Below are 24,627 nucleotides of genomic sequence, written 5' to 3' on the forward strand. Positions count from 1 at the left end.
TTATAGCAATCAAGCATATAGGTATTGTTAAAGGTGTTGTTGAAGATGATGAGCGAGTTATTTGCTCTGTAGAATGGGTTAACACTCATGTAAACCGTGATGTAGCTTCTAAAGGATGCTATGCAAGCGTTCACGGGCCCTTCACAAGAGAGCGGGATTCATCTGAATGGCTTAATGAAATTTTTAGTCTTTGATGAATTTTGTGAAATTAAATCGCAATATGCTGCCTTTATTTATAGTGAGGCAGCATGTTTATTGGCTATATTCGCGTATCAACAAATGACCAGAACACCGCATTGCAACGTAATGCGCTGGATAGCGCAGGATGTGAGCTGATTTTCGAAGATAAAATCAGTGGGAAAACAGCAGACAGACCGGGGTTAAAAAAGCTTCTTAAAGCGCTGTCGGCTGGCGATACGCTTGTCGTTTGGAAACTGGACCGCCTCGGGCGCAGCATGCGGAATCTTGTCATTTTGGTCGAAGAGCTGCGTGAGCGTGATATTAACTTTCGCAGCCTGACAGACAGCATCGATACCAGCACGCCGATGGGTAGATTCTTTTTCCATGTGATGGGCGCGCTGGCAGAGATGGAACGAGAGCTGATAGTCGAACGTACTCATGCCGGGCTTGCGGCTGCGCGTGCAGAAGGACGAATCGGCGGACGTCGGCCAAAACTCAGCGCAGAACTATGGGCGCAGGCCGGACGCCTGATTGTGGGCGGTGAATCACGGCAGCGCGTGGCTATGATCTACGATGTAGGGGTTTCAACACTTTACAAAAAGTTCCCGGCCAGTTCGACGGTGTAAGGGCTGGTGCGGTATCTTGCTTGCTCAACAGTCAGCAAGCGGCGAACGCATGCGATGTTTCACACTAACTGACAACCTGAGCGCACCCTTAATTCGGAGTGCTACAGATGGCAGATTATCATCACGGTGTCCGTGTCGTCGAAAACAACGACGGCACGCGCACCATCTCCACCGTTTCCACCGCGATTGTCGGCATGGTCTGCACTGCAGAAGATGCCGATGCCGCCACCTTCCCCCTCAATACGCCCGTCCTGCTGACCAACGTCCAGGGCACCATCGCAAAAGCAGGTAAAAAAGGCACCCTCGCGGCGTCACTGCAGGCGATTGCCGATCAGTCAAAACCTGTGACGGTGGTTGTGCGCGTGGCCGCCGGTGCAACGGAAGCCGAAACCATTTCAAACATCATCGGCGGCACCGACGAAAACGGCAAATACACCGGGATGAAAGCGCTACTGAGTGCGCAGACGCAGCTTGATGTTAAGCCGCGCATCCTGGGCGTGCCGGGCCTCGACTCGCTGGAGGTGGCAACCGCCCTCGCCAGCATCTGTCAGCAGCTCCGGGCCTTTGGCTACGTGTCTGCGCACGGCTGCAAAACCATCTCAGAGGCGATGCTCTATCGCGAGAATTTCAGCCAGCGTGAGCTGATGGTTATCTGGCCTGATTTTATCGCCTGGAACACCACCGCCAATGCCTCTGATATTGCTTATGCCACGGCGCGTGCGCTGGGCCTGCGCGCCAAAATCGACAATGACACAGGCTGGCATAAAACCCTGTCGAACGTTGGCGTAAACGGCGTGACCGGGGTTTCCGCGTCGGTGTTCTGGGATCTGCAGCAGGTCGGCACCGATGCTGATCTGCTGAATCAGGCGTGTGTCACCACGCTTATCCGCAAAGACGGTTTCCGCTTCTGGGGTAACCGCACCTGCAGTGACGATCCGCTGTTTGCCTTTGAGAACTACACCCGCACGGCGCAGGTGCTGGCCGATACGATGGCAGAGGCGCACATGTGGGCCAATGACAAGCCCCTGACGCCGGTGCTGGTGAAGGACATCATTGCGGGCATCAATGCCAAATTCCGTGAACTGGTCAATGCCGGTTATCTGCTGGGTGCAACAGCCTGGTATGACGACGCGGCGAACGATAAGGACACCCTGAAAGCGGGCAAGCTCTTTATTGATTACGACTACACGCCGGTGCCGCCGCTGGAAGATTTAACCCTGCGTCAGCGCATCACCGACAGCTATCTGGCGAACTTCGCCGCATCCGTCAACAGCTAAGGAGCCGGATAAATGGCATTACCTCGCAAGCTGAAGGGGCTGAACCTCTTCAATGATTCCAACAGCTATCAGGGCGTCGTCAGTGCCGTCACCCTGCCGAAGCTGTCGCGCAAGCTTGATGCGTATCGCGGCGGCGGCATGAGCGGGGCCGGGTTTATTGATAACGGTCTGGACGATGACGCGCTGGATATGGAATGGACTATCGGTGGCATGGATGACCTGGTGCTGAAACAGTGGGGCGGCAGCGCCGTGCTGCTGCGCTTTACCGGTTCATACCAGCGCGACGACACCGGCGAAGAAATTGCGGTAGAGATCGAGGTGCGCGGCCGTCACCAGGCGTTTGACTTCGGTGAAGCCAAACAGGGTGAAGATACCGAAACCAAAATCACCACCAAAAACACCTATTTCAAACTCACCTGGAATGGCAAAGCGCTGATCGAGATCGACACGGTGAACATGATTGAAGTGGTTGACGGCGTTGACCGCCTTGAGCAGCGCCGCAAAAACCTCGGCCTGATTTAATCACAGTGCCAGCGCCCGGCGCTGGCCTTTTCCCCTTTTGAAAAGAGATAAGCAAATGGAACACAAAGAAAATGTAATTTTGCTGGCATCCCCGGTTAAACGCGGTGAAACCGAAATCAGCCAGATTGAGCTGATTAAACCGAACGCGGGCGCACTGCGCGGCGTCCGTCTTTCTGACCTTGCGGGTTCTGACGTTGATGCGCTGCTGACGGTGCTGCCGCGCATCAGCCAGCCCGCGCTGACAAAAGCGGAGTGCCTGAATCTGGCCCCCGAAGACCTGATCTCAATGGCAGGGACGGTGATTGGTTTTTTGTCGCCGAAGTCGGACGAGTAGACTGGCCCCGGCAACTGACCGTCAATGACCTGATGGCCGACGTTGCCACTATTTTTCACTGGCCTCCTTCTGAGATGTACCTCATGCCTCTGGCCGACCTGCTCGACTGGCGGCACCAGGCGATGATCCGCAGCGGAGTAAACCCCAATGAGTAATAACCTCAGGCTGCAGGTGCTGCTGAAAGCCGTCGATCAGGCATCCCGCCCCTTTAAAGCCATTCAGACAGAAACCAAAAAACTCTCAGGCGATATTCGCGACACGCAGGCCAGTATTAAAGCGATAGATGCGCAGGCGGCGAAGATTGACGGATTTCGCAAGACAAGCGGCCAGCTGGCCGTCACACAAAAGTCACTGAAAAAGGCAAAGGAAGAGGCGGCGGCGCTGGCCGTACAGTTTCGTAACACCGAAAAACCAACCACCCAGCAGGCGCGCGCGCTGGAGCAGGCCCGCAAGGCTGCGTCCGATCTGCAGGCCAAAAGCAACGCGCTGCGCCTCTCAGTGCAGCAGCAGCGTGACGTGCTGACCGCCGCAGGCATCTCAACAAAAAGTCTGAGCAGTGAGCAGCAGCGTCTGAAAAGCAGCTCGGCACAGGCGACGCTCGGCCTGAGTCGCCAAAGGCAGGCGCTGCAGCAACTCAGTGAGAAGCAGGCGCAACTGAACCGCGTCAGTGAACGCTATGAGAAAGGCAAAGCGGCTATCGCGGGCGTACGCAATACCAGTGCCGCGGCGCTGGGCGTCGGGACGGCGGCAATGTATGCCGGGAGTCGGCTGATTGCCCCTGCGGTACAGACCGACGGCCAGGGGGATCGCATTGCCGCGCAAAATGGCGAAGGTAGCGGTAAGGGTGAGCAGTACACCCGCGTCATCAGGGATATCAGCGGCAGCGGAACCGGCAATGATATCAGTCAGATTTCTGAAGCGGTGGCGGCGGTACGCAGCACCCTGGGCGCACTGGGTGATGTCGGGGAGAGTGAGCTTAACCGCATATCGCGTAAAGCGCTGGACATTCAGACGACGCTTGGCGGCGACACGACGGAGAGTATCCAGATTGCTGCGATCATGATGAAAAACGGCCTCGCTAAAAACAGCGACGAGGCGTTTGATCTCATGGTTACCGGGATGCAGAAAGTCTCAACGCAGATGCGCGGTGAGCTGCCGGAAATTCTGCACGAGTATTCAACCCATTTCCGCAATATGGGATTCAGTGGCTCAGAGGCCATGTCGCTGTTAGTGGATATGGCGCAGCAGGGCAAGTTCGCGCTGGATAAAACCGGGGATGCTGTTAAAGAATTCAGCATTCGTGGTTCGGATATGTCAAAAAACAGCGTGGCGGCGTATCAGGCTATCGGTCTGAATGCAAAAAAAATGTCCAGCGATATCGCCAGCGGGGGAGACAAAGCGCGCCTTGCGATGCAGAAAACCGCGCAGGGGCTGATGAAAATCAAAGACCCGGCGACGCGGGCGAACCAGGCGATTGCACTGTTTGGCACGCCGATTGAAGACCTGTCCGTTGACCAGATACCTGCATTCCTGGCGGCGCTGGCCGGGACGAAAAACAAGCTGGGTGATGTGTCCGGTGCCGCTGACCGAATGGGCGCCACGCTGCGCGATAATCTGCAGGGCGATATCGGCAAGCTCCAGGGCGCAATGGATGGTCTGCGCTTCAATCTGTTCAACGATGACGACGGCGTGCTGAGAAAACTGACGCAGGAGGCAACGGGCTGGCTGAATCGCGTGACGGAGTGGGTGAAAGCTAATCCGAAGCTGACGCAACAGATTGTTCTTGTTGCCGGGGCGGCGGCGGCGCTGATTGCCGTGCTGGGTGGAGTCGGTCTGGTTATCTGGCCCGTTATGACCGGGATTAATATGCTGGTGGCAGGCGCGGGGTTACTGGGAACCGGGTTTAGCGTGGTCGGCAGCGCGATAGTCACAGCCCTGGGGGCAATCACCCTGCCCGTAGCTCTTGTGGCAGCGGCCATCGTGGCGGGCGCGCTGCTTATCCGCAAATACTGGGAGCCAATCAGCGCTTTTCTCTCAGGGATGGCGCAGGGGTTTACGGCGGCGATGGGACCCATTGCAGACGCATTCTCACCGCTCAAGCCTGTGTTTGACTGGCTGGGCGAGAAGCTGGGATGGGTGTGGGATCAGTTTAAGGGGCTGCTTGAGCCGGTTAAATCCACCCAGGCTGAACTGCAAGCCGCCGGTGATATGGGTAAGCAGTTCGGTGAACTCCTCGCCGCCGGGATTAAGTTCGTGCTGTCGCCGCTGACGGAGCTGCAGAACGGCATCGACTGGGTGCTGAAAAAGCTCGGCATGGTTGACGACAAGTCGAAGAAGCTCAAAGACAACCTGCCGACCGATGTCCCTGTGGGCGCGCAGCGACCGGGTGTGCAGTACAACGTGGCGACTGGCGGTGCGGGATATCGCCCTGTCACCGCCCCTGCTGGCGGTGGTAATACAAATAATGTCACCAGCAACGATACCTACAACATCAACATGCCGCCGGGCATCAGCAAAGACGATGCGCTGGCACTGATTGCGGAGCAAAAGCAGCGCGATGCACGTAACCAGCGCGCAGCGCAGAACACTAAAATGGGGTGGGAGTGATTAACCGATGATGATGATTTACGGCCTGATCCCGTTCATGCGGCAGACCCTGCCGTACAGCGAAATGCAGCAGAATGTTGATTACCGCTGGCCGACCAATAGCCGCGTCGGCAAGCGCCCCATTGCGCAGTTTGTTGGCGTCGGTGACGAAAAAATCACAATGTCGGGCGAGCTGCGCCCGGAAATCACCGGCGGTGCAGTCTCATTGCTGACGATTAAGTTACTGGCCGATGAGGGGCGCGCATGGCCGCTGATTGGCGGGAACGGCACGATTTACGGGATGTATGTGATTGAAAGTTTTTCATCGACAAGCAGCGATTTTTATTCTGATGGCTCTGCCAGCAAAATCATGTTTTCACTGAGCCTGTTGCGCGTTGACGAGTCACTGACATCGATGTTCGGCGACATGAAAAAACAGGCCGACGGGCTGATAGGTGGCATCAGCTCTTTACCGGGCCAGGTGACGTCAGCCATTGAAGGCGTGAAGACGGCGGCAGGGAGTCTTATTACTCAGGCAGGAGGATTGCTGGGATGACAGGGATCAGCAGCCTTGCCATGTCTGCCGGAGCGTCACGCAGTCCGGCATTTATGGTCAGGATAAACTCAAAGGATATTACGGCAGATATCAGCCCCAGGCTCATATCCTTGACGATGACAGATAACCGGGGCTTTGATGCGGATCAGCTGGATATCGAACTGGATGATGCCGACGGGCAATTATCCATGCCGCCACGCGGTGCGGTGATCTCACTGTTCCTCGGCTGGAAGGGGCAACCTCTTAGCAGCAAGGGCGATTTCACGGTTGATGAGATTGAACACCACGGCGCGCCGGATGCCATGACCATCAGGGCGCGCAGTGCGGATTTTCGCGGTTCGCTTAACTCGCGGCGCTAAGCGTCATACCACGACACTACCCTGGGGGAGGTGATCACCCAGATCGCCGGGCGCAATGACCTCAAGCCGATGATTGGGGAGGGGCTGGCGCCGGTAAAGGTCAGCCACATCGACCAGACGCAGGAGACTGACGCCGCTTTCCTGACGCGTATCGCCACGCTTAACGGTGCAGTGGCTGCGATTAAAGCCGGGAAGCTGCTGTTTATCAAGCCAGGCGGCGGCGTTACCGCTGGCGGCAAGCCTATCCCGCAAGTGACCATCACCCGGCAGGACGGTGACCGGCACAGTTTCAGTATTGCTGACCGTGGCGCTTACACCGGGGTTACTGCGAGCTGGCTGCACACGAAAGACCCGAAGCCGAAAAAGATCCAGGTGAAGCGCAAGCCGAAGACGCAGACCGCACAGAAAGCGGCGCATCCGGCAGCGAAAACAACAAAGCCAGTTGAGGCGAAAGAGGGGGAGTATATGGCTGGCAGTCAGGATAACGTCTTCGCGATCACCACGGTCTATGCCACGCAGGCAGCGGCAATGCGTGCGGCTCAGGCGAAGTGGTCGAAGCTGCAGCGCGGGGTTGCTGAATTCTCAATGACCCTGGCAATGGGGCGCGCCGATCTGTTCCCTGAGACGCCGGTGAAAGTAAGCGGGTTTAAGTCGGTGATCGACGAGCAGCCGTGGATTATCAGTAAAGTCACTCACAGCCTGAGCGGCAGCGGTTTTACTACGGCGCTTGAGTTTGAAGTGTTGCTGTCTGATGTGGGTTATGAGGTGGCAGGGAAAGGAGGTGAATAAGATGTTTGCAAAATTAAGCATAACTTGTATTTGCAAATTAATGTTTGATTATGCAATATCCATACATCCCCTCCCCCACCCATGCTTACGGTAGGTTTTATCATGATGCATTGCCCTCTTTGCCAGACAGCGGCCCACGCTAAGAGCAGCCGTTATCTTTCACGTGAGACAAAAGAACGTTATCACCAGTGTCAAAACATCAATTGCAGTTGTACTTTTAAAACCCATGAATCCATAGCGGGTGTGATTGTTTCGCCTGGCGTTGTTAACAAGGTACCGCTTTATACCAGCCATGAAAGCCAGCCCTCCCTACTCCATTGATGAAGCCCGCGAATGCGGGTTTTTTATGTATGTTCAAAAATAAACAAACATTGAATGCTGTTTTTATATACAGTATTTTATCGCTTTTTCTTGAGGCGATGAAATGGCGATCAGAAAACAGTCTGATGGGAAATGGCTGTGTGAGTGTTACCCCACCGGCCGCGACGGGAAGCGCATCAGAAAACAGTTCAAAACGCGTGCCGAAGCAATCGCCTATGAAAGTTTCCAGATGGAAGAGGCGAAGACTAAGCCCTGGTTAGGTGAAAAGCAGGACCGCCGCAAACTCAGTGAAATTATTACCCTCTGGTATAAACTTCACGGCTGCTCACTGGGTGACAAAAAGGGACGACTTGGTAAGCTGCACATCATCTGCCGTGGCTTAAACGATCCGATAGCCTCGGCAATCACTGCAAAAGACTGGGCACACTACCGCGAACGTCGCTTAAGCGGCCTGATTGAAAATGGTTATAAAACCAGTGAGAAATCTCTCAAGGTTAGCGTTGGAACAGTCAACCGTGAGCACTGTTTCTTAAGGGCGGTTTTTAACGAGTTGGATCGCCTGGGCGAAATTACCTACCCCAACCCCCTCAAAAATATTCGCGAATTCGAAGAGCCGGAAAAAGAAATGGCCTGGCTAACCGAGGTGCAGATTAAGCGTTTACTAGCTGCGTGCGACCTGCACGGTAATCCAGAACTGACCTTAATAGTGCGTATATGCCTCTCCACCGGTTCGCGTTGGAGTGAAGCGGCCGGACTGAAATCCAGCCAGATATTCCCGAACAAAATTACCTTTATCAACACGAAGGGCAAACGCAATCGTACCGTGCCGATTGGTGATGAACTGTATAACGACCTGAAGGATAAAGAAGGCCCGTTCTTTTCAGAATGCTACCGCCAGTTCTATCGCGTAATACGCCTTGCGGAGATCACACTGCCGGAAGGTCAAATGAGCCACGTTTTGCGCCATAGCTTCGCCAGCCATTTTATGATGGCCGGGGGTAACATCATCGTCCTGCAACGTATCCTCGGGCATTCAGATATTCGCGTTACCATGCGCTATGCGCACTTTGCACCAGACCATTTAGAAGAGGCAGTGAACAATAATCCGCTGGCGCTGATGACCCGTAACAGTGGCGGCAAAATGGCGGCAGAGATTCCTACAGGGTGCAATGGGGTGTAGCAGGGTGGGATGTAACTCATTGATTACAATCTAAGTGATTGTTTTAACGTACTATCCAAAAAAAGACCAAAGACGATTCCTGTCTTTGGTCCAGGGAAAGGGCTCTTTTCAGAGCCGTGCGCTAAAAGTTGGCATTATTGCAGGCGATTCGCCTTGCACTTTAAAAGATAGACCAGTTGTGGGGGTTTACCAGCCAGTTGTAAACAACGTAATAACTGATTGTTAGTATTGTGATCACGGCGGCAGAAACGGGCAGGCTGCGCTTTTCAGCGAGAGTGGAATGGGAAATAACTGGCGCACCGAAAGGTATGCGCCAGCGTCTTGCAATCAGTTACACAGCTTTTCGGCACGCGCGATAATCGGGGCCAGGCTCTTCTTCTGGCCCGGGTTGGCCGGGTCGTCAGCCAGAATCTTACTGATTGGGAATCCGGCCTTTATCTGGCCCGCTTTGACTTTGGCTTCCGCGGCATCATTCAGCGGATATTGCACCAGCGTGCCATCGTTAATGGCGAGCAGCACGTTGCCTTTTTCACAGCTTAACATCATCTCTTCACGCACAAACGGCCAGTTCTCTTTGCCCATATCGAAACGGCTCACGGTTTCGATGCCAGCCATTGCACTGCTGCTGATGCCCAGTGCGACGCAAAATAATGCCAACTTTTTCATCTTGTTAGTACCTCAAACGATAAAACATAAACTGAATCGGGATAAGCGAAAACAGGTGTTGATCAGGCAGGTTCGAGTGTGGCAAAGATGCCCACCACCAGCAGTACCGCCGCCGCCAGAGCGATCTCCACCAGCGTGCTGGTGATAAACGACTGCTGTGCCCCTGCCCCGCTATGCTGAAAACGCGGTACCAGCCAGTAGCGGTTAAACAGAGCAATGCCCATCATTACGCCAACCAGCAGGGATTTCAGCACCAGCAGCTGGCTGTAGAGGCGGAAACTGGCAGGCGGCCAGCCGAGCAGCAGCAACGCATTGATCACTCCGCTGATGACCACCAGCATGACGGCCAGATGACCGTAGCGTGAAAAACGCATCATGGTGCTAATGGCATCGTAACGATGCTCGGGGCTCCGCGCTGCGCGCATCAGGTAAACGACCGGAAGCAGGCCACCCGCCCAGAATGCCGCGCTCAGCAGATGCACTGTCTGATTGGCGCGCTGGAATACACCGCTCCAGCCATCCAGCATCGCAGCATGTCCGGTAAAGGCCAGCCCGCTGAGCTGCAATATGGCTAACAGCAGCACCGTCTGCTGGCACCCTTGCCCACTCAGTCGTCTGCGAAACAACAGCACCAGACAACACAATACGGCCAGCGCCAGTTGCCACTGCCATGCGCGGCCAAACTGCGTCTGTAGCACCGCCAGCCAGATATCGCCTTCAAGCGTATCCTGCCAGCCGTCCCCCATCTGTCCTGTCTGTGCCGCCAGCAGCAGTAGCGCACTCAGCAGCGTCAGCCAGGTACTCACCCGGATTAACGGCATCAGCCGCCGGGTAAGATCGGCGCGATAACGTGCCGGAGCCAGCAACGTCGTGGTGACTCCGGCCCCGACCAGCGACATCAGTGCGCAGAAATGCAGCCAGCGGCACAGAATATAGAAGCCGGTGAGTGACATATCACTTCACGCTGAAGGTGTAGTTCCCTTTGGTCTTATGCCCGTCTACTGACAGCACATGCCATGTCACCTTGTACTCACCACTGCTCAGCGGCTGTTTAAACTGTACCCGCAGGGTATTGCGCTGTTTCGGGTCAAGGGCGGCTTTGATCTGATCGACCGGCTTGTTGTCGGTACGGCTGACAACCACGCCGCTAAATGCTGGCTCGATATCTTCGCTGAAGGAGATGGTCAGTGACTCAGGCCATTCGCTACCGGCGGGATTAACCGCGGTATACTGGCTTTTAAGGTGGGCATGAGCGGAAACCTGTTGGGTAAACAGTGCGGCGAGTAAGAAGCCGGAAACCCTGAAGAAATGTCGCATATGTCGCAATGATCCTTAGCAAATCGCAGCGCCTTGCTGCCTGAGGGCGAAAGAATACTCCGCTTAAAAACGGGTGTCGAGGTGATAGCGACTATCAATGGGCCGTCAGACTTGCTAATCCGTGCCTTCTGCATTATTTTCTGCCACACACTAAGGGGGGAACACCATGAGCTACAATCTGGCCACATTGCCGCAGACAGATAAAGACAAAATCAACGTTGATCTGGCCGCTGCCGGGGTGGCGTTTAAAGAACGCTATAACATGCCGGTTATTGCCGAAATGGTGCTGCGTGAGCAACCGCCAGCGCTACAGGAGTGGTTCCGTGAGCGTCTGACTCACTACCGCCAGGCCTCCCTGTCACTCTCGCGTCTGCCGTACGAACCTAAACAAAAATAGTGGCTTGTTTTTTGCTCCCGCTTCGGTTGAGATGAAGGCCTTACTTTACTCTTCAGGGTGGTTTTTTTATGTCCAGCTGGACTATCGCGGCAGCACAGTCAGGTTCCCGTCCGGGCGATATCGCCTGGAATATTCAACACCACCTCGAATTCATCCAGCAGGCCGCGTCGCTGCGCGTTGACCTGCTGATGTTCCCTGAACTTTCGCTGACCGGTTATGAGCTTCCGCTGATGGCTGAACTGGCGCTCTCGCTGGACGACGAACGGCTGCAACCCTTTGCGCACGCGGCGCAGCAGCATCAGATGGGCATCAGCATCGGTCTGCCATTAAAGGCGGACAATAATGTTCGCCTCTCCGCACTGACATTCCTGCCGGACGGTACGCGCATCGCCTACAGTAAGCGCAATTTGTACGGTCAGGAAAAAGAGATTTTCGCGGCAGGTAATACGGTGCCGTTATTTGGATATCAGCGTCATCAGGTGGCGCTGGCCATTTGTGCCGATATCAGCGTGGAAGCCTTTGCCCGTGATGCCTCCGTTCGCGGTGCCGATCTCTATGCCACCAGCGTGCTGGTTTCCGAGCAGGGATATGAAACCGACTGCAGCTACCTCGCCCGCTGGTCGCGTGATTATCAAATGGCCGTGGTGATGGCGAATCACGCCTGGCCCACGGGCGGCTACCAGTGTGCGGGTAAAAGTGCTTTCTGGGACGCGACCGGACGCCAGGTCATACGCGGGGGCGAAGGCGAGCAACTGATTATTGCCCGTCGTAGCGGTAATCATTGGCAAGGAGAGGCGCATTCGTTACCCTGCCCGTCAGTTCTGTAAACGGGAGAAGCTATGTTACGCGTGATAGACACGGAAACCTGCGGCCTGCAGGGTGGTATTGTCGAAGTGGCATCGGTGGATGTGATTGACGGACAAATCGTCAATCCAATGAGCGACCTGATCTCACCCGACCGCCCTATCAGCCATCAAGCCATGGCCATCCATAAAATTACCGAGGCCATGGTGCGGGGGAAACCCACCATTGAGCAGGCGATCGGCCGCTATCACGGCAGCCCTTATTATGTGGCGCACAATGCCAGCTTTGACCGCCGTATGCTGCCAGAGATGCCCGGTGAATGGATCTGCACAATGGCGCTTTCGCGCCGCCTGTGGCCGGGCCTGAAATACAGTAATCTGGCGCTGCGCGAATCCTTACAGCTGGAGGTGACGCCGCCGGAAAATTTACATGCCCACCGTGCGCTATATGACTGCTACATCACTGCGGCGCTGCTGATCCGTATTATGTCGTTCAGCGGCTGGGATGCGCCAGAGATGATCCGTCGGATGCAGGTGCAGGGATCGTTTAATACCTTCCCGTTCGGTAAGTATCGCGGGCAGAAAGTGGATGATGTGGCGAAGAAAGATCCGGGATATTTAAAGTGGATGCTAAAAAATATCACGGATCTGAAGCCCGACTTACGCAGTGCCATGCAGCGGGCGTTGAGTGCGACGGATTAAGCCGCGGGTGTGGTCAGCAGGCCGCTGGCCAGCCCGATAAGAAATGCATACTCCAGCGCCACCCCTTCATAGGCTTTAAAGCGGCCTGACTTGCCGCCATGACCGGAGTCCATATCCGTTTGCAGCAGCAGCAAATGATTATCGGTCTTCAGCTCACGTAGCTTAGCCACCCATTTTGCCGGCTCCCAGTACTGAACCTGGGAGTCATGCAGACCGGTGGTGATCAACAGATGCGGATAATCCTGCGCCTTAATGTTGTCATACGGGCTGTACTGTTTGATGTAGTGATAATACTGCTCCTCAGCCGGATTGCCCCACTCGTCATATTCGCCAGTGGTAAGCGGAATGGTTTCATCCAGCATCGTCGTCACCACATCAACGAACGGCACCTGCGCGACGACCCCCTTGAAACGCTCCGGGGCCATATTAATGACGGTGCCCATCAGCAACCCACCGGCACTCCCGCCCATCGCATAGAGTTTTTCCGCATCGCCGTACTTTTTCTCCACCAGCGCATCGGTGATATCGATAAAGTCATGGAAGGTGTTCATTTTATTCAGCAGACGTCCATCGTCGTACCACTGCTGACCCATCTCTCCGCCACCACGAATATGCGTCAGGGCAAAGACAAACCCGCGATCCAACAGGCTGAGACGACTGGCACTGAAATCAGCATCCATGCTGCTGCCGTAAGAACCATAACCGTAAACCAGCAACGGGTTGGTTCCCGGCTGGTAGCTGTCTTTACGGTACACCAGTGAAACGGGGACCTCGACGCCATCACGCATGGTGATCCAGTGGCGTTCGCTGCGATAGCGAGCCGCATCAAACCCTTTCACTTCCGTCTGCTTAAGGACTTCACGCTCACCTGTGTCCAGGTCCAGTTCAAACAGCGTATCCGGCGTGGTCATGGATGAGTAGCCGTAACGGACTTTGCTGCTGTCCGGCGTCGGATTATGACCAATCCAGGTCACATAGGCCGGATCGTCGAAGGCAATGCTGGTGCTCTCCCCGCTTTTCCAGTTTATCTGACGCAGGCTGGTCAGCCCCTGCTGACGCTCTTCCACCACCAGCCAGTCGCGGAACAGCGTATAGCCTTCCAGCACAGTCGTATCCCGTGGCGCAATCAGCGGCTGCCACTGCTGCTCATCTGCACTGTCGCTGCGGTACAACCCGAAGTTCTTGCCATCCCGGTTGGAACGCACATAGAACTGCCCCTGATAATGGTCCACGCTGTACTCATGATCTTTACGCCGCGCAGAGAACAGCTGGGGCTGAGCATCGGCATCAGCGGCATCCAGCAACAGGATCTCACTGGTGGTGCTGCTGCCGAGAGCAATCGCCACAAACTCTTCGGACGTGGTTTTGTAAACGCTGACGTAGAAGGTGTCATCTTTCTCTTCATACACCAACTGATCCTGCTGCTGCGGTGTGCCCAGCGTGTGCCGCCACACCTGATACGGCAGCAGCGTCTTTTTATCTTTCAGCACATAGTAGAGGGTGTTTGAATCACTGGCCCACGTCATCGCGGAGGAGACGCCTTCCAGCACTTCCGGGTACCACTCGCCGTTCTCAAGGTTGCACAGACGAATGCCGTATACCCGGCGTGACAGGACATCTTCTGCCACGGCCATTTTCTGGTTATCCGGGCTGATCGCCACGCCGCCGAGGGTATAAAACTCATGGTCAGCAGCACGCTGATTGCCATCCAGCAGCGTATCCCAGTGCTCCGGCGTCTTCGTGTCGGCGGGCTGACGGGCGTAAATCGTGTATTCATTCCCCTCTTCATAGCGGCTCTGATAACGATATCCCCGCTTCACATAAGGCACCGAATGGTCACGGGCAGGAATGCGGTCGATGATCTCCTGCAACAGCTCCGCCTGTAAGGCCTGCTGCGGCAGCAACTGTTGCTGACAGTAGTCGTTCTCAGCCCGCAGATACGCAAGCACCTCTGGCGCTTCGCGCTCGTCGTCGCGCAGCCAGTAATAATTATCGATACGGGTATCACCGTGCAGGGTCATCTGATGGGGAATTTTATTCGCTTTAGGAGGTGTCATAGTCTCTTCGCAGTTGCTGTGCCTGTGTGTAAGGTTGGCAGCAACCAGACTGATTAACAAGCCGTTATCAGTGCAACAACGTGCTTTTCAGGGGATTTTTTTGCGCGGGTGACAGTGTTCACCCGCGAAGGATTAACTGATCTATCAGGCAGGGAGCTTCTGCTTCTCGGCACGAATGTCGGTTTCAATCGACTGACGCACGTCCTGTGGGATTTTCAAGGCATCGCCCAGCGCCTGCAAATAGCTGCGCTCCATAAAGTGGTCAACATCGATGACAAGGTTGCTGAGGAAATAGACCTCCAGCGCTTCTTCTTCGTTTTTCACATCGGCCGCCAGCTTCTGCGGATCAAGCGGAGAGTCAATGGCACGCTGCACCAGCTGCTCGCCCTGCGCACCTAAACCAGACTGGCGAATATGTTCATCAATGGCTTTACGCTCATCGTTGTCGATATGGCCGTCACTTTTGGCCGCAAAGACCAGCGCTTCAATCAGACGCTCGGCGCGACGGTCGACCGGGGAGCTCTGCTGACCAAACTCAGGCTGATCCTGATGGGTTTCACTGACACGCTGTTTGTACTTATTCCACAACAGGGCACCCGCAGCAGCACCGCCGCCGATGATTACGGCGTTCTTCCCGTACTTCATCAACAGGTTGCGGGAAGATTTACTGGCAATCAGCAATCCCGCCAGGCCACCGAGTGCACCGGGGGCCAGCATTTTGCTCAGCCCTTCTCCGCCAGAGGAGGATTTGCCTGCCTTGCCTAATACCGTCTGAATCTGTTGCAGCCAGTTGCTCATAGTCAATCCTTCATTACCCGAAAACACCACAATAAAGCAGCCCACGTCAGGAAACGTCAAACGATGAAAAGGCTGTAAAATTTCCCGTTGTTTCCAGCGGCAGATGGACAGATATCCTGCAGTCAGTCGTGGATAAGTTGTTGGATGGTTGCATTGCCTCTACCCTGAAAAGGAAATTACGCAGAGGAGAATCGATACAAATGGCATTTTCGGCGAACCCATTGTTTATCAATACCATCCTGCTCGGTGGCAGCAGTGAAGAGAAACTGCGTGCAGCTGCAGCGGCGGGTTTCAGTCAGGTGGAATTGTGGCAGCAGGATGTGAGTGAAGCCGTGGGCGATGCCGCCGCGCTGGCCGATCTCTGCCAGCAGCTTTCCCTCGGGCTGACGGATTACCAGGTGTTGCTGGATTTTGATGGGGCGCCAGAGAGCCTGCGAGAAGATAAACAGCATGAAGCCTTACAGATGATGGCAACGGCGCAACGCCTTGGCGCATCAACGCTGTTGGTGCCGGCTTCCACTCATCCGCACTGTTGCACAGAACGTATCGAAGCGGATTTACGCTGGCTGGTGCAGCAGGCGGCAGATCATGGCCTGCGCGTAGCGTATGAGGCGATGGCCTGGAGCCAGCATATTAATAACACCGCCGAGGCATGGCAGCTTATCCAGCAGATTGACGCACCCAATCTGGGGCTGGTGGTGGATGCTTTTCATATTTTTGTACGCCAGAGAACGCTGGCAGACCTGGCCGGTATTCCGGCAGAGAAGATTTTTCTGGTGCAGTTGTCCGATCTGAATGAGCAGCCGGATGCAAAGCATCTGGTCGATACTGCCCGGCATCACCGATTGTTACCCGGTGAGGGCCAATACCCACTGAAGGCGCTGTTAGCGCATTTGCAGCAGATCGGTTACGAGGGGCCAATAGGCCTGGAAGTATTTAACGATCAACGCCACGCTGCTGACCCGCTGGAAACGGCACAGGCAGCGATGGCGTCATTGCGCAGTGTGCTGAGCACATAATGATCTGAACGGCTGATCAGAAAAAAGATCAGCCACAGCAGGGGCGGGTTACACCGCGCGCAGTTTGCCTTCATCAGATGCGTCGCTGTTATCAGCCGCACTGCTCTCTTCAGGCAGTTTACCGGTGCGGAGGATCTGTTGCAGCGCGTCTTTATTTTCCGCCATAAACAGCCCCAGCGCTTCACCCTGCTGTTCTTCCATTTCCAACGGGCTGGCGGTCAGCCAGTCGGCAAAGACTTCCGCCAGGTCGAGCATTTTGTCGTAAGCATCGGCTTCTTTCTTGCTGGCAAATGTCATCTTTTCCTCACCTTTTCTGACGACAACGTATTTGATTTCAACAGCCATGATTTCCGTCCTGTTTAACTGTATTTTTATACAGTGTAGCAGCGTCGCTTTTTTCACTCAAGCGTAAAGTGCGGATGATTACGCAAACGTTTTCGTTTATACTTCGCGCGTTTTTTTCAATCCATTCAGGTAGAGATTATGACAACTCTTGGAACTGCGCTGCGCCCTAATGCAACCCGTGTAATGCTGCTGGGATCCGGTGAACTGGGCAAAGAAGTAGCGCTGGAGTGCCAGCGTCTGGGTGTGGAAGTGATCGCCGTGGATCGCTATGCCGATGCCCCTGCGATGCACGTTGCCCACCGCAGCCATGTGATCAATATGCTGGATGGCGCGGCCCTGGCCGCACTGGTCGCGCAGGAAAAGCCGGACTTCGTGGTGCCGGAAATTGAAGCGATCGCCACCGATATGCTGATCGAACTGGAAAAACAGGGACAGCACGTAGTGCCGACAGCACGCGCCGCGAAACTGACCATGAACCGTGAAGGTATTCGCCGCCTTGCTGCGGAAGATCTGGCGTTGCCGACGTCATCCTACCGCTTTGCCGACAGCCGCGAGGCTTTCCTGGCCGCCGCTGATGAGATCGGTTTCCCGTGCATCGTAAAACCCGTGATGAGTTCTTCCGGTAAAGGGCAGAGTTTTATCCGTGAAGCCGCACAGCTGGATGCTGCATGGGAATATGCACAACAGGGTGGCCGTGCCGGTGCCGGTCGGGTGATCGTTGAAGGCGTGGTGAAGTTTGATTTCGAAATTACCCTGCTGACCATCAATGCTGTCGACGGCATTCACTTCTGCGCGCCTATCGGACATCGTCAGGAAGATGGCGACTATCGCGAATCCTGGCAGCCGCAGCAGATGAGCGAGCTCGCACTGAAACGTGCGCAGGAGATTGCTGAAAAAGTGGTGAATGCACTGGGTGGGCGCGGCCTGTTTGGCGTTGAGCTGTTTGTCTGCGGTGATGAGGTGGTGTTCAGTGAAGTGTCGCCACGCCCGCATGATACCGGCATGGTCACGCTGATTTCTCAGGACGTCTCCGAGTTCGCGCTGCATGTGCGCGCGTTCCTCGGCCTGCCCATTGGCGGCATCCGTCAGTACGGTCCGGCGGCATCAGCGGTGATCCTGCCAGAGCTGGACAGCAATAATGTGCAGTTCGCCAACCTGTCTGCTGCACTGGGCGCCGGGCTGCAACTGCGCCTGTTTGGCAAGCCAGAAATTCAGGGCAAACGCCGTCTTGGTGTGGCACTGGCAACGGGCAATGACGTGGAAGAGGCGGTGCAGCGTGCCATCAGTGCCGCTGCCAGCGTAAAAGTCAGCGGCTGACAGACCTGCGGATTATTCAAGGGGCGGAATTCCGCCCCTTGTGGTTTTATCGCGCCCCGGCAACGGCTTCCTGCGCCAGGCGGGTAATACGGTCATAATCCCCCGCTTCCAGCGCATCCGCTGGCACCAGCCACGACCCACCAATACACAGCACACTTTTCAGCGCCAGGTAGTCGCGGTAGTTAGCCGGCGAGATGCCGCCCGTCGGGCAAAAACGTACCTGTGGGAAAGGCCCGCCAATCGCCTGTAAGGCTTTCACGCCGCCGTTAGCTTCCGCCGGGAAGAATTTAAACTCACGCAGACCATAATCAAGACCGGTCATCAATTCAGACACGGTGCTGATTCCCGGGATCAACGGCACTGAGCCGTCTACAGCGGCTCTGAGCAACGGCTCGGTCAGGCCCGGGCTGATGATAAACTGCGCGCCCGCATCGGTGACTTCTTTCAACTGCTGCGCGTTCAACACGGTGCCTGCCCCAACAATCGCTTCAGGCACTTCTCTCACCATGGCCTTCAGGGCATCCATCGCGCAGGGCGTGCGCAGCGTCACTTCCAGCACACGCACACCACCCGCTACCAATGCTTTCGCCATCGGAACAGCATGCTCAAGCTTGTTCACCACGATCACCGGCACAACCGGGCCTGTTTTCAGAATCTGTTCAGCGCTTGTTTTCCAGTTACTCATCAACGACGTTCTCCTGTCTGGCCTGCCTTCCGTCCTGGTGGATCGTAGCAGGCAAAAGTGACGCTCGCGGCGTCAGGAAGTGATTATGCGATCTACCATACAGGAGAAGCACCGCGAGCGTCTACGCGATCGTTGTGTTTTTAAAATGCAGGTTCATTTTTTATGAAGCCGTATTTTGCCCACAAAAAAGCCCGCCGAAGCGGGCTTAACCTGTCAGGACAGATTACTCGAATTCATTCCACGAGCGACCATCACGGGTAATCATGGCCACGGAAGCCACAGGCCCCCATGTTCCCGCCTGATAAGGCTTAGGTGCTTCTTTATCGGAAGACCAGGCATCCATAATGGAGTCAACCCATTTCCAGGCTTCCTCAACTTCGTCACGACGCACGAACAGGGCCTGGATACCGCGCATGGTTTCCAGCAGCAGGCGCTCATAGGCATCCGCCAGATGCGACTGATTGAAGGTTTCTGAGAAGCTCAGATCCAGCTTGGTGGTTTGCAGGTTATGTTTGTGATCCAGCCCTGGCACTTTGTTCAGGATCTGAATATCCATGCCTTCATCCGGCTGCAGACGAATGGTCAGTTTGTTCTGTGGCAGTTCCTGCCAGGTGTCTTTAAACAGGTTCAGTGCCGGGTTTTTGAAATACACCACCACTTCTGAACACTTTGTTGGCAGACGCTTGCCGGTACGCAGATAGAACGGAACACCAGCCCAGCGCCAGTCGTCGATGTCCACGCGGATGGAAACAAAGCTTTCGGTGGTGCTGGATTTGTTCGCCCCCTCTTCTTCCAGATAGCCAGGGACTTTTTTGCCCTGTACAAAACCGGAGGTGTACTGACCGCGTACGGTTTTTTCACGCACGTTGGTGTGATCGATACGACGAAGGGAGCGCAGAACTTTCACTTTTTCGTCGCGAATGCGATCCGCAGAGAGATCGGCTGGCGGCGACATGGCCACCATGGTCAGCACCTGTAACAGATGGTTCTGGATCATATCGCGCATCTGGCCCGCTTTATCGAAGTAACCCCAGCGGCCCTCGATCCCCACTTCTTCCGCCACGGTGATCTGCACGTGATCGATGGTACGGTTATCCCAGTTAGAGGCAAACAGGGAGTTAGCAAAACGCAGCGCCAGCAGGTTGAGTACCGTCTCTTTACCGAGATAGTGGTCAATGCGGAACACCTGGTTCTCTTCGAAGTATTCACCCACCTGGTCGTTAATCTCGCGCGATGTTGCCAGAGACGTACCCAGTGGTTTTTCCATCACAACGCGTGCAGGTTGCGCATTCAGCTTCGCTTCACCCAGGCCCTTACAGATGGCTCCGAAGGTGCTTGGCGGCATCGCGAAGTAGTTAATGGTGACGCGTTTTTTCTGGTCGAGCATTTTTCCCAGACGAGGGAAATGGCTGCGGTCATCCACATCCAGGTTGCAGAAATCGAGACGGCTGCTGAGTTTATCCCACAGCGCTTCGTCGATCTTCTCCTTCATAAAGGTTTCCAGTGCCTCACGCACCACCTTGGTATAAGCAGCCTTATCCCATTCCGCACGGCCAACGCCGATAATGCGTGAATCTTCATGGATCTGACCAGCTTTTTCCAATTGATACAGAGAGGGCAACAGTTTCCGGCGCGCAAGATCGCCTTTGGCACCGAAAATTACCAGATCGCATGCCTGGGCTGTTTGTGTAACCGCCATTTCATTCTCCTCGTTGCAGGATTAGCCTGTCCCTGAGATTCCGTAGTCGGACAGACTCTTATTGTAATTTTGTTTCAATACAATGTACTGCTTTTGCCTGCTCCTCGTAAACCAGGGGAGGCCACTGCGGCACAATGTATTCAATCAATGCTTAATTTAGTGGCAACCTTCGGAGGCCTACCATCAGATTGTGCGTAATTTTTCGTCATTTTTGTTACTGTTCTTACCATTCTGAAAATCAGACACAGCTCAAACTCTGGCAAAAAATGTAAATTAATGTCGTTATGCTACTGCCACCGAGGCTGTAGCGCATTGTATATTCTCTACAAAATGACATCGATTTCTCCTTTGATTGAAATCGTCAGAATGTATGAACGGGTAGCACTATGAATATGCTGGAAAAAATTCAATCACAGCTGGAAAATCTGAGCAAATCAGAGCGCAAAGTTGCCGAAGTCATTCTCGATTCTCCCACCACTGCCATGCATTCGAGCATTGCCCTGCTGGCTCGCGCGGCGGGCGTAAGCGAACCGACGGTGAATCGCTTTTGCCACCGGCTGAAAACCAAAGGTTTCCCTGATTTCAAATTGCAGCTGGCACAAAGCCTGGCCAGCGGAACGCCCTATGTCAGCCGTAACGTTGAACAGGACGACAGCGTCGAGTCTTATTCGGGGAAAATTTTCGAGTCCGCGATGGCCGGGCTGGATCGGGTGAAACAAAGTCTGGATGTCGGTGCCGTTAACCGTGCCGTCGATCTGCTGACCCAGTCAAAGAAAATTGCCTTCTTCGGTCTGGGGGCTTCTGCTGCCGTGGCACACGATGCAATGAATAAATTTTTCCGCTTCAATGTGCCGGTGATCTATTCCGATGACATTGTGATGCAGCGCATGAGCTGCATGAACAGCGGTGAAGGCGATGTGATGGTGCTGATCTCCCATACCGGTCGCACCAAAAATATGGTTGAGCTGGCGATGATGGCGCGGGAAAACGATGCCACGGTACTGGCCATCACCTCTCCCGGGTCGCCACTGGCGCGCGAGGCCACGCTGGCCCTGACGCTGGATGTTCCTGAAGATACCGATATTTATATGCCGATGGTGTCGCGCCTGGCGCAATTAACGCTGATTGATGTGCTGGCCACCGGCTTCACCCTGCGGCGCGGAGCAAAATTCCGCGATAATCTTAAGCGGGTTAAAGAGGCGCTCAGAGAATCCCGATTCGACAAAGACAGCCCTGATTCTGTGCTGAAAGCGCATTGAGTGAGCCATTTTTATCGCGTCATCGCGTGGGGGACATTCATCTGGCCCCACGCTGGCTGCTATGAAACAAAAAAATGTCCTACCCTCAGAATGTAATCAACAGAGCAGATTGATACTGCCACTGTGTCGATGTATCCGCTCCCCCCACAGCGATAAGAACAGGTAATAATTTACTCATTTCACCTAATAATAAGATACGTATCTCAAAAAACCGCTTATCGGCATTATTGAGCAAAACTTAAATCTTTTTTTCAAACCATAAGAAATACGTATGTTCGATTAAAACCATCGTGACCATATAAACAGCTAAATCTAAAAATAACGATAAAAATCAACTTACTGATAATGAATTGGATTCAAAAGTCACGTTAATAAATATCATCTATTTACCTCGTGGACAATCGCGAATCCCTACCTATAATTCATAAAAATTAATCGACCAATTGGTAAAAACAACTTATTACCCGTCATGGCATGAAAATGCTTTTAAAAAAAATCAGTTTATTCATTTTCGTTAATCACTACATTTTGGCTCTGACAAAAAATACAAACTGAGCACAATGCATTAACAGCACATTTTTAGTACTAAAATTTCACCTGTGGAAATAAATACAAAATGAAAAAGATACTGAATAATATCAACCTGCCTGCAAAATTCATGCTCCTTGCTTTCTTTGCACTGATACTTTTTGCTGTACCTACCGCCTTATTTATTGATGAGGGAAATCAGCAGATCAGTGCAAAAGAGTTAGAACTACAGGGCATCCCCGTTGAAAAACAGATGCTGGTACTGCTGAATCTTATGCAGCGCCATCGTGCAGAAGCCGCCATCGCTATCGCTCAAAACACGCCCGATGCACCGGCAAGGCTGGCATTGAAAGAACAGATCAACGTATTAAGCGATGCCATTCAGGGCACATTGCGCTCCTCGGCCAGTGAAAGTGCTGCCCTGCAAAGTTTTAGCAGGCTGACCGGCCTTTGGCGTCAACTACAAACTGATATAGATAACCGAAATTTAACCCTGGCAACCAGTTTAACGCACCATGCCCAGCTGATACGTACATTGCTCGATACCAATATGCAGGTCGTCGATTTCTACGGATTATCACTGGATCCTGATTTAAATACTTATCAGTTTATCATCAGCACCTTTAACCGGTTGCCGGAATTGACTGAAACACTCGGGCAGATCCGTGCCCGGGGTACCTCATTACTGGCAAGTAAGGAAGGTATTAACGACAGCGACTATGCCCGCATGGAGTTTCAGATACTGAATGGCAGAAATGCCCTGCGTCTTTATAATGACAATCTGCTGAAATCATTCGAGACCGATCATTCTTTGCGCACAAAATTCAGTACTCGCACGAGCAATGCTTTTAAACAAACCGATGAAGCATTGAAAATGGCAGAAGCTGTCTTTGTGAATCGTAGTCTGAATAATCTCAAACCGACCGAATTTGTTGCTGTTTTCACCAATGCTATCAATCAGTACTCTACCTTCGCCAATGAAGCAGCGGATGAATTAGATAACATGCTGTCGGCGCAGATAAGTGAACATAGATATAATCAATATGAACTGTTAGGCGTGCTGGCAACGATTATGCTTATCGTTGTGACACTGGCGATTTATATCATCCGTTCCATCACTGATCCGCTGCGTGATGTGGCACACGTTGCCAGAGAGGTTGCCTCGGGTAATTTGACGTCTCAGGTTCAGGTTAACGGCACCAATGAAATGGCGGCGCTAATTCACTCCTTAATGCAAATGCGTCACCGCCTCTCGGAACTGGTTGCCGATATAAAAAATAATGCGACAACCATCGCCACCTCCTCTGAAGAGATAGCACAGGGAAATGGCGATCTCTCAGCACGCACAGAAGAACAGGCCGCCTCTCTCGCTCAAACTGCTGCCAGCATGGAACAACTTTCATCGATTATTTTGCAGAATGCGGATAACACCCGCCACGCTGCCGGCATGGCCAGTTCAGCAACCGATGCTGCGCTGCTGGGCGGGGAAGCCATGGAGTCCGTTCTGGAGTCAATGCAAAAGATCAGCTCCAGTGCCGGTCAGATTGAAGAAATTATCCGTGTGATCGACAGTATCGCGTTTCAGACCAACATTCTGGCACTGAACGCTGCCGTTGAGGCCGCACGTGCGGGTGAACATGGAAAAGGGTTCGCGGTTGTGGCGGCCGAAGTCAGAGCGCTGGCTCAGCGCTCCGCCAGTGCAGCTAAAGAGGTCAAGCAGTTGATCACCCACTCGGTTGAAAATGCTCGTCAGGGTATTTCTATGGCGCAGGATGCAGGGGACAAAGTGAAGCAAAGTGTCTCAGCGATTGAGCAGACGGCCCAGTTGGTTAACGACATTGCCTCCTCCTCACAGGAACAGAGTGCGGGTGTTGCGCAGATCAATATTGCGGTCAATCAGATGGATCAGGTCACCCAGCAGAACGCCGTTCTGGTTGAACAATCAGCGTCGTCGGCAGACGAGCTTGCCGCGCGTGCGAATCAATTACGCGAGCTGGTGGCGGTGTTCCGCACGGAGGAGAATCGGCTTTAGTCACATCAACACCTTTAGGCGCGCTCTTCTTTATCCTCGCGCGGCGTCAAGGTTATAGCAGGTTCCTGCACCACCAAGGTCATTCTTAAGGGAATGTCTTACGATAGGAGTGACTTTGGCGGGTTGTGTCAGTATTGTATCAGTCGAGGCCTTCACACTACGCCAGCCTTATTCGAATGCAGAAGAAGGCTGGCGTACGAGAATGAATAACTAAACCGTACATCTGAATAGATAATCATCTTTAGACCTCTTAAGTGAATACTCTACACATCA

The 24,627-nt window shown here is 53.9% G+C and carries 25 protein-coding genes and 1 pseudogene; 18 read left to right on the forward strand and 8 right to left on the reverse strand.

What is annotated here, in order from left to right:
- From WH277_RS18810 to WH277_RS18860, 11 genes and pseudogenes are all read left to right on the forward strand, one after another.
- On the forward strand, positions 1 to 194 hold a 194-nt coding region (locus WH277_RS18810; RefSeq protein ID WP_339506434.1), incomplete at its 5' end, for a hypothetical protein.
- A 54-nt stretch (positions 195 to 248) separates the two neighbouring features.
- On the forward strand, positions 249 to 806 hold the full coding sequence (locus WH277_RS18815) for a recombinase family protein (protein WP_339506435.1): 558 nt from the start codon (positions 249 to 251) through the stop codon (positions 804 to 806).
- Positions 807 to 913: 107 nt separating this feature from the next.
- Positions 914 to 2,083 carry a phage tail sheath protein gene (locus WH277_RS18820; RefSeq protein WP_339506436.1) on the forward strand — a complete coding sequence of 390 codons (1,170 nt, stop codon included), beginning with the start codon at positions 914 to 916 and terminating at the stop codon, positions 2,081 to 2,083.
- A 12-nt stretch (positions 2,084 to 2,095) separates the two neighbouring features.
- Positions 2,096 to 2,605, forward strand: coding sequence for a phage major tail tube protein (locus WH277_RS18825; protein ID WP_339506437.1), 510 nt, complete (start codon positions 2,096 to 2,098; stop codon positions 2,603 to 2,605).
- 55 nt (positions 2,606 to 2,660) lie between these two features.
- Positions 2,661 to 2,939 carry a phage tail assembly protein gene (locus tag WH277_RS18830; RefSeq protein WP_339506438.1) on the forward strand — a complete coding sequence of 93 codons (279 nt, stop codon included), beginning with the start codon at positions 2,661 to 2,663 and terminating at the stop codon, positions 2,937 to 2,939.
- A gap of 32 nt (positions 2,940 to 2,971) precedes the next feature.
- Complete coding sequence (locus WH277_RS18835; protein ID WP_339506439.1) at positions 2,972 to 3,094, forward strand: GpE family phage tail protein; 123 nt, start codon at positions 2,972 to 2,974, stop codon at positions 3,092 to 3,094.
- Positions 3,087 to 5,546 (forward strand): phage tail tape measure protein, encoded by a 2,460-nt coding sequence (locus WH277_RS18840; RefSeq protein ID WP_339506440.1) that lies wholly within the window; start codon positions 3,087 to 3,089, stop codon positions 5,544 to 5,546. The genes WH277_RS18835 and WH277_RS18840 overlap by 8 nt, the downstream gene beginning before the upstream one ends.
- A gap of 7 nt (positions 5,547 to 5,553) precedes the next feature.
- Positions 5,554 to 6,081, forward strand: a complete 528-nt coding sequence (locus WH277_RS18845; protein ID WP_339506441.1) for a phage tail protein — start codon at positions 5,554 to 5,556, stop codon at positions 6,079 to 6,081.
- Positions 6,078 to 7,229, forward strand: a pseudogene (locus WH277_RS18850) (phage late control D family protein). Before WH277_RS18845 ends, WH277_RS18850 begins: the two are co-directional and overlap by 4 nt.
- A gap of 102 nt (positions 7,230 to 7,331) precedes the next feature.
- On the forward strand, positions 7,332 to 7,550 hold the full coding sequence (locus tag WH277_RS18855; protein ID WP_159336713.1) for an ogr/Delta-like zinc finger family protein: 219 nt from the start codon (positions 7,332 to 7,334) through the stop codon (positions 7,548 to 7,550).
- A 103-nt stretch (positions 7,551 to 7,653) separates the two neighbouring features.
- Positions 7,654 to 8,730, forward strand: a complete 1,077-nt coding sequence (locus WH277_RS18860; protein WP_339506443.1) for a phage integrase — start codon at positions 7,654 to 7,656, stop codon at positions 8,728 to 8,730.
- A 327-nt stretch (positions 8,731 to 9,057) separates the two neighbouring features.
- Here the strand turns inward: WH277_RS18860 and WH277_RS18865 are convergent, their stop codons facing one another.
- From WH277_RS18865 to copC, 3 genes are all read right to left on the reverse strand, one after another.
- Positions 9,058 to 9,396 (reverse strand): YebY family protein, encoded by a 339-nt coding sequence (locus WH277_RS18865; RefSeq protein WP_133841807.1) that lies wholly within the window; start codon positions 9,394 to 9,396, stop codon positions 9,058 to 9,060.
- Between the two features lie 62 nt (positions 9,397 to 9,458).
- Entirely contained in the window at positions 9,459 to 10,349 is an 891-nt protein-coding gene (gene copD / locus WH277_RS18870; RefSeq protein WP_227534611.1) for a copper homeostasis membrane protein CopD, read from the reverse strand.
- A 1-nt stretch (position 10,350) separates the two neighbouring features.
- A complete protein-coding gene (gene copC, locus WH277_RS18875; RefSeq protein ID WP_227534612.1) occupies positions 10,351 to 10,713 on the reverse strand; it encodes a copper homeostasis periplasmic binding protein CopC in 363 nt (120 codons plus the stop codon).
- Between the two features lie 166 nt (positions 10,714 to 10,879).
- Here copC and WH277_RS18880 point away from each other — a divergent pair, with 166 nt between their 5' ends.
- The 3 genes from WH277_RS18880 (at position 10,880) to exoX (ending at position 12,615) form a co-directional block, all read left to right on the forward strand.
- Positions 10,880 to 11,110: a DNA polymerase III subunit theta gene (locus tag WH277_RS18880; RefSeq protein WP_133841804.1), complete on the forward strand. Its 231-nt coding sequence runs from the start codon at positions 10,880 to 10,882 to the stop codon at positions 11,108 to 11,110.
- A 68-nt stretch (positions 11,111 to 11,178) separates the two neighbouring features.
- Positions 11,179 to 11,937, forward strand: coding sequence for a carbon-nitrogen hydrolase family protein (locus tag WH277_RS18885; protein WP_159336500.1), 759 nt, complete (start codon positions 11,179 to 11,181; stop codon positions 11,935 to 11,937).
- A 12-nt stretch (positions 11,938 to 11,949) separates the two neighbouring features.
- The gene (gene exoX / locus WH277_RS18890; protein WP_133841802.1) at positions 11,950 to 12,615 is read left to right on the forward strand and encodes an exodeoxyribonuclease X; all 666 of its coding nucleotides are present in this window, start codon (positions 11,950 to 11,952) and stop codon (positions 12,613 to 12,615) included.
- Here exoX and WH277_RS18895 read toward each other — a convergent pair.
- Together WH277_RS18895 and WH277_RS18900 are read right to left on the reverse strand one after the other, a co-directional pair.
- Positions 12,612 to 14,672 (reverse strand): S9 family peptidase, encoded by a 2,061-nt coding sequence (locus WH277_RS18895; protein ID WP_339506446.1) that lies wholly within the window; start codon positions 14,670 to 14,672, stop codon positions 12,612 to 12,614. The two genes, exoX and WH277_RS18895, sit on opposite strands and share 4 nt — an antisense overlap.
- Before the next feature lie 144 nt (positions 14,673 to 14,816).
- Positions 14,817 to 15,470, reverse strand: a complete 654-nt coding sequence (locus tag WH277_RS18900; protein ID WP_159336498.1) for a tellurite resistance TerB family protein — start codon at positions 15,468 to 15,470, stop codon at positions 14,817 to 14,819.
- A gap of 200 nt (positions 15,471 to 15,670) precedes the next feature.
- On the opposite strand from WH277_RS18900, the gene WH277_RS18905 reads away from it, so the two are divergent.
- Complete coding sequence (locus WH277_RS18905) at positions 15,671 to 16,489, forward strand: sugar phosphate isomerase/epimerase family protein (RefSeq protein ID WP_339506448.1); 819 nt, start codon at positions 15,671 to 15,673, stop codon at positions 16,487 to 16,489.
- A gap of 48 nt (positions 16,490 to 16,537) precedes the next feature.
- On the opposite strand, the gene WH277_RS18910 is transcribed toward WH277_RS18905, so the two are convergent.
- A complete protein-coding gene (locus tag WH277_RS18910; RefSeq protein ID WP_133841798.1) occupies positions 16,538 to 16,834 on the reverse strand; it encodes a YebG family protein in 297 nt (98 codons plus the stop codon).
- A 138-nt stretch (positions 16,835 to 16,972) separates the two neighbouring features.
- On the opposite strand from WH277_RS18910, the gene purT reads away from it, so the two are divergent.
- Positions 16,973 to 18,151, forward strand: coding sequence for a formate-dependent phosphoribosylglycinamide formyltransferase (gene purT, locus WH277_RS18915; protein ID WP_133841797.1), 1,179 nt, complete (start codon positions 16,973 to 16,975; stop codon positions 18,149 to 18,151).
- A 46-nt stretch (positions 18,152 to 18,197) separates the two neighbouring features.
- Here the strand turns inward: purT and WH277_RS18920 are convergent, their stop codons facing one another.
- Entirely contained in the window at positions 18,198 to 18,836 is a 639-nt protein-coding gene (locus WH277_RS18920; RefSeq protein ID WP_133841796.1) for a bifunctional 4-hydroxy-2-oxoglutarate aldolase/2-dehydro-3-deoxy-phosphogluconate aldolase, read from the reverse strand.
- Between the two features lie 223 nt (positions 18,837 to 19,059).
- Positions 19,060 to 20,535, reverse strand: a complete 1,476-nt coding sequence (gene zwf, locus WH277_RS18925) for a glucose-6-phosphate dehydrogenase (protein WP_133841795.1) — start codon at positions 20,533 to 20,535, stop codon at positions 19,060 to 19,062.
- Positions 20,536 to 20,921: 386 nt separating this feature from the next.
- On the opposite strand from zwf, the gene WH277_RS18930 reads away from it, so the two are divergent.
- Together WH277_RS18930 and WH277_RS18935 are read left to right on the forward strand one after the other, a co-directional pair.
- Complete coding sequence (locus WH277_RS18930; RefSeq protein WP_159336495.1) at positions 20,922 to 21,794, forward strand: MurR/RpiR family transcriptional regulator; 873 nt, start codon at positions 20,922 to 20,924, stop codon at positions 21,792 to 21,794.
- Between the two features lie 616 nt (positions 21,795 to 22,410).
- A complete protein-coding gene (locus tag WH277_RS18935; protein WP_133841793.1) occupies positions 22,411 to 24,354 on the forward strand; it encodes a methyl-accepting chemotaxis protein in 1,944 nt (647 codons plus the stop codon).
- Positions 24,355 to 24,627: the final 273 nt, after the last annotated feature.

Source organism: Erwinia sp. MYb416, from assembly GCF_037479575.1.
Taxonomy (GTDB): domain Bacteria; phylum Pseudomonadota; class Gammaproteobacteria; order Enterobacterales; family Enterobacteriaceae; genus Erwinia; species Erwinia rhapontici.